Source organism: Streptomyces sp. NPDC048417, from assembly GCF_040651615.1.
Taxonomy (GTDB): Bacteria; Actinomycetota; Actinomycetes; order Streptomycetales; family Streptomycetaceae; genus Streptomyces.
In genome coordinates, this window is the sequence record NZ_JBEZKI010000080.1 from 1 (window position 1) to 4,716 (window position 4,716).

Sequence of the window (4,716 nt, forward strand, 5' to 3'; positions counted from 1 at the left end):
GTGCACAGTTATCTGCACCTCTTCTCCTCGTTGATCGCGGTGTTGGTCATCACGATCAAGGAGAGCGAAGTGGATCTACGTCACGAACTGATGGAGGGTCGGGCCCAGCTGCCCCACGCTGGTGCCGTGGTGGAAACCGGAGAGGCCCACCCTCCCTTCATGGTTGTCAACGGCCTCGGACGCGAGGTGGAGCCGGTCACCGCGTACCTGCGCGACCTGGCGCTGAGTGACAGCAGCCCGCTGACCGCCCGTAGCTACGGGTTCGGAATGCTGCGGTGGTTCCGACTGCTGTGGCTGCTCGACGTTGCCTGGGAACGGGCGACCGAGGCGGAGACGGCCGTCCTGACCGGCTGGCTGCGAACTGCCCCGAACCCGCAGCGCCGACGGCGCAACCCGCAGTCGCCGCCTCCGGGAACGGTCAATCCCCGGACCGGAAAGCCCTACCTCAGCCCCGGGTACGCACCGACGACGATCAACCACGCCCTGTCGGTGGTCAGCGGCTTCTACACGTTCCACGCGCACTACGGACGCGGCCCGGTAGCGAACCCGGTGCCCGCCTCGTCACAGCGTCGCCGGGCCTTGAACCACCTGAGCCCGCTGGTGCCCAAGCCGGTGTTGGGCCGGGCCAGGCTGCGTCAGAAGGTCACCAGCCGACCTCCACGCTCCATCCCCGATCCGCTGTGGGACGAGCTGTTCGCCGCCATGGGCTGCGAGCGAGACCGAGCCCTGCTCGACTGCTACGTCTCCAGCGGCGCCAGGGCGGAGGAACTGCTCGGCGTCGGCACCGACGACGTCCACTGGGCCAAGCCGGGACTCTACGTCATCACCAAGGGCACCCGGGAACGCGAGCTCGTGCCGATCTCGCCGGAGGCATGTGTCCGACTCGCCCGCTACCTGGACAGCGTCGGCACGCCCGAGACCGGCGAGCCGGTCTGGCGCACTCGGCACGGTGAAGACCGGCCTCTGACCTACTGGGCGATGCGTCGGGTGGTGCAGCGGGCCCAGCAGAACCTGCGCACGAACTGGACGCTTCACGACCTGCGCCACACCGCGGCCCACCGGATGGCCAACGGTGGAAAGCTCACACTGCCCGAGGTCCAGGCGGTGCTGCGCCACGCGAATATCCAGACCACCAGCCGCTACCTGGCGGTGCGAGTCGAGGAGATCTTCGACGCCCTGCTGGAGCACTACAACCAGCCGCGCCCCCAGGTGAGTTACCCGACCGGCTATGCCGCCGACGACATCGCGGCGGTGTTCGGTGCCTAAGACCGCCGCGAGCCCCACCACCGGCGTCAGCCGCCGCCACGGCCCGATCGCCGAGGGCCTGGACTACCCCAGCCGCTTCGTCGGTGGCCCGATGACAGCCGAGCTGGCCACCGCCAAGACGCCACCCCGCCCGTTCGGCGACCTGTCCCGCAGCAGTTCGCGGTGGATCGCGAAGCTGGTCGTCGACACCTGGGATGGAGGTACGTCAACGCGACAGCAGCGAGGCCAGGCCGCCGGGCTCCTCCTGGACTACCTGGCCGGTTTCCCCGGCCTGACCTGGCAGGAACGGTGGGACGCCAGCCCCGTCGGGCAAGGACTGGCCGACGTCAACGACCTGGAGTGCCGCCGCAGCCCTAGCGTCAAACTCACTACCGGCCTGCGAGCCCTGATCTGCCTGCGCGTCATCCAACCGTCCCTGGTTGCCTTCCGGCGCCACCACATGACCGGCTTCGCAGCCCACTTCATCTCCGCCCAGAGTGACCCGCTGCTGGACGAGTTCGCCAAGCAGGTCGAGTTGCACCAGCACACCTACGCGCACCGCACTGAGGCCCTGTTCGACCTGTGCGTTCTGCTCGCGGTCCAGGGGGTCGCGCTGGGCGACGTCACGGCTCCCGCTCTGCTGCACTTCGCGCAGGAGAACCGGCGAGCCTGGTCGGTGGTGGACCCCGGGAACAAGGCCGGAAACCGGCTCCGTGGCCAAGGCGTGTGGCACGTACTCCACGCCGTGGGGCACCTTCAGCCGACCGTTCCGGCAACGATGCGCGCCGCTCTCATGCGGGGCCAGAAGAGCGTCGAGGAGCTCATCGACCTCTATCCGATCCGCAACCAGGCCGTTCGCGGGCTGCTGATCGACTACTTCACTCGGCGCCGTGCGGACACCGACTACGCCACCTTGAAGAACCTGGTCCTGCACCTGGCCCATCACTTCTGGGAGAAGATCGAACGTCTCAACCCCGACCAGGGCGACCTGCGGATCTCCCCGGAGATCTACACCGCCTGGCGGCAGATGATCGCCGTCAAGGACAACGGCGCTCCGCGCGCCGGAGTAGACAGCCTGGTCATCTCAGTCCGCAGCTTCTACTACGACCTGCACACCTGGGCTGCTCAGGAACCTGAGCGGTGGGCTACGTGGGTCGCTCCCTGCCCTGTCCCGCCTTCTGACCTGCACGGCCTCGGCGCTCGCCGCCGACGGATCAACGAACGCAGCGCCGACCGCACCCGCCAGCGTCAGCCGCTGCTGCCGGTACTCGTCGAGCACGTCGAGTCCCGCTACGACCACTTCCGCCAACTGCTCCAGCTTGCCGAGGGAGCGACCGAGGGAGAGTCGTTCACCTTCGCCGGCACCAGCTACACACGCGTGCTGAGCGAAGCCGACCGCAAGCTCAGCCGTCACACAGCACCAATCCCGCCGCGTCTGCGCAACAACGACAGCGGCGAGATGGTCCACATCGCCGCCGAGGAGGAAACCACCTTCTGGGACTGGGCAGCGGTGGAGACGCTGCGGCACTCCGGCGTCCGCGTCGAGGAGCTGTGCGAGCTCACCCACCTGAGCATCCGCCAGTATCAGCGGCCCGGTGGCGAGGTCATCGCGCTGCTGGTCATCGCTCCTTCGAAGACCGACCGCGAACGCGTGATCCCGATGTCCGCCGAGCTCTTCCACGTGATCGCCTCGATCATCCGCCGACACGCTCGCACCGGCCGGCCGATCCCCCTCGTGACTCGCTATGACCCGCACGACAAGGTCTGGAGTCCTCCGATGCCGTTCCTGTTCCAGCGGCAGAACGGCACGGTTCCCGCAGTCTTCAACATCGGCACCATCCAGAAGATGATCGAGCGGCGCTGCCTCGCGCTCGCCGAAGTGCACCCCGGCTTCAAGGGGCTGAAGTTCACCCCGCACGACTTCCGCCGGATCTTCATCACCGAACTCGTCAACAGCGGCCTGCCCATCCACATTGGCGCGGCCCTGCTCGGGCACCTAAATGTCCAGACCACTCGCGGCTACGTCGCGGTGTTCGATGAAGACGTCATCCGCCACTACCAGGAACACCTGGAACACCGGCGCCAGATCCGTCCCACCGACGAATACCGAGACGCCACCTCGGACGAGTGGACCGAGTTCGAGGAGCACTTCGACCGCCGCAAGGTCGAACTCGGCTCCTGCGGACGCCCCTACGGCACCCCCTGCCAGCACGAACACGCCTGCATCCGCTGCCCGATGCTCCACGTCAATCCCAAGATGCTCGCCCGGCTCTCCGAGCTCGAAGCCGACCTCGTGCAACGCAGGACGCAGGCCGAGGCCGAAGGCTGGATCGGTGAGATCGAGGGCATCGACCTCACCCTCACCTTCCTCCGCGCAAAGCACGACGAGACCCAACGCCGAGCCCAGCGACCAGCCGTCCACCTAGGCATCCCCGCACGCCGCCGTCCGCAGGAGTCCGAATGACGTCCCCCAGACCGATGCCTCGAAGCAACGAGCTGTCACCGAAGGATGACGCTCACACCCCGTTCCTCGAAGATCTCCAGGAGGAGGTCGAACAGCACAAGCTCGCGATCACCGGCAGGCACGCGCTCTGCCAACCGCGTCCGAGCCTCGGCCGAGGAGTCCCAGTGCAAGGTGAACGGAGTGGTCGCGCCCCAGCCACCTCTCAGACAGTCGTCCAGAGCGTCCAGGTTCCAGCCGAAGTACCCACCGGGGCCGTTGATGGCCTCACCGATCGCGCAGTAGAAGGTGTCCCGGTCAACGATGTGTCGGCCGTCCAAGGTGAACACCTGGCCTGCAGGCGCATCGGGCTTCCCCTGGCGTTGGTACTCCCGGGACCACAGGGCCACCGACAGCCACGCGTGTCGGTCCTCAGGCGCGAGTTCGTGCCACATTCCGGTGTGGTTCAGGTGACCGGTGCGGACCAGCTCCCACTGTCGTTCCGCTCCGGGCAGGGCGTTCTCGCACCAGAGCGTCACCGTGAGGTCGACAAGGCCGGCACCGCGGGCGGAGGGCTTGACGTCGATGACGGTGACCTCGTTGACGAAGTAGGACCCCACGGTGGCACCGTCACGGTCCAGGAGCTCGAACCAGGCGTTCCCCGCCACGGCACGACGACTACCGAGGTGGTCAGCGCATCTGAGTAGGCCACCTTGCGGGAGGCAACCCGCGAGGTGCACTCGGCGCGCTCCTTCCTCACCCGTCAGGGGTGTGAACAGCCCCTCGGCCTCGTGAGCGAAGCCCCAGAAGTCGCTGTCGTCCTCATCCGAGGTCAGCGCGTACTTCTGCCCCTCGCCGACCCGCCCTGATGTTCGCATCGCACCCCCAAAGAGAGCGCTGATCTTACCGGCGCGGGGGGACCTGCCCGGCGGTCGCCGGATCCACCATCCCTGACCCCATCTCATCCACCTCGGAGGCCCTTTGACGAGTCACATACCCGCCTTCACCCGTGAGAGTGAAGTGCAGAGAAG

3 protein-coding genes are annotated in these 4,716 nt (G+C 67.3%); 2 read left to right on the forward strand and 1 reads right to left on the reverse strand.

Going from position 1 to position 4,716, the window contains the following annotated elements; all coding sequences use genetic code 11:
• Nucleotides 1-1,266, forward strand: a 1,266-nt coding sequence (locus AB0D59_RS50985; RefSeq protein ID WP_362580031.1) for a site-specific integrase, incomplete at its 5' end; no start/stop codon positions are given.
• Complete coding sequence (locus AB0D59_RS50990; RefSeq protein ID WP_362580034.1) at nucleotides 1,259-3,709, forward strand: site-specific integrase; 2,451 nt, start codon at nucleotides 1,259-1,261, stop codon at nucleotides 3,707-3,709. The genes AB0D59_RS50985 and AB0D59_RS50990, both read left to right, overlap by 8 nt.
• A gap of 35 nt (nucleotides 3,710-3,744) precedes the next feature.
• Here the strand turns inward: AB0D59_RS50990 and AB0D59_RS50995 are convergent, their stop codons facing one another.
• Nucleotides 3,745-4,353, reverse strand: a complete 609-nt coding sequence (locus AB0D59_RS50995; RefSeq protein ID WP_362580037.1) for a barstar family protein — start codon at nucleotides 4,351-4,353, stop codon at nucleotides 3,745-3,747.
• Nucleotides 4,354-4,716 lie beyond the last annotated feature (363 nt).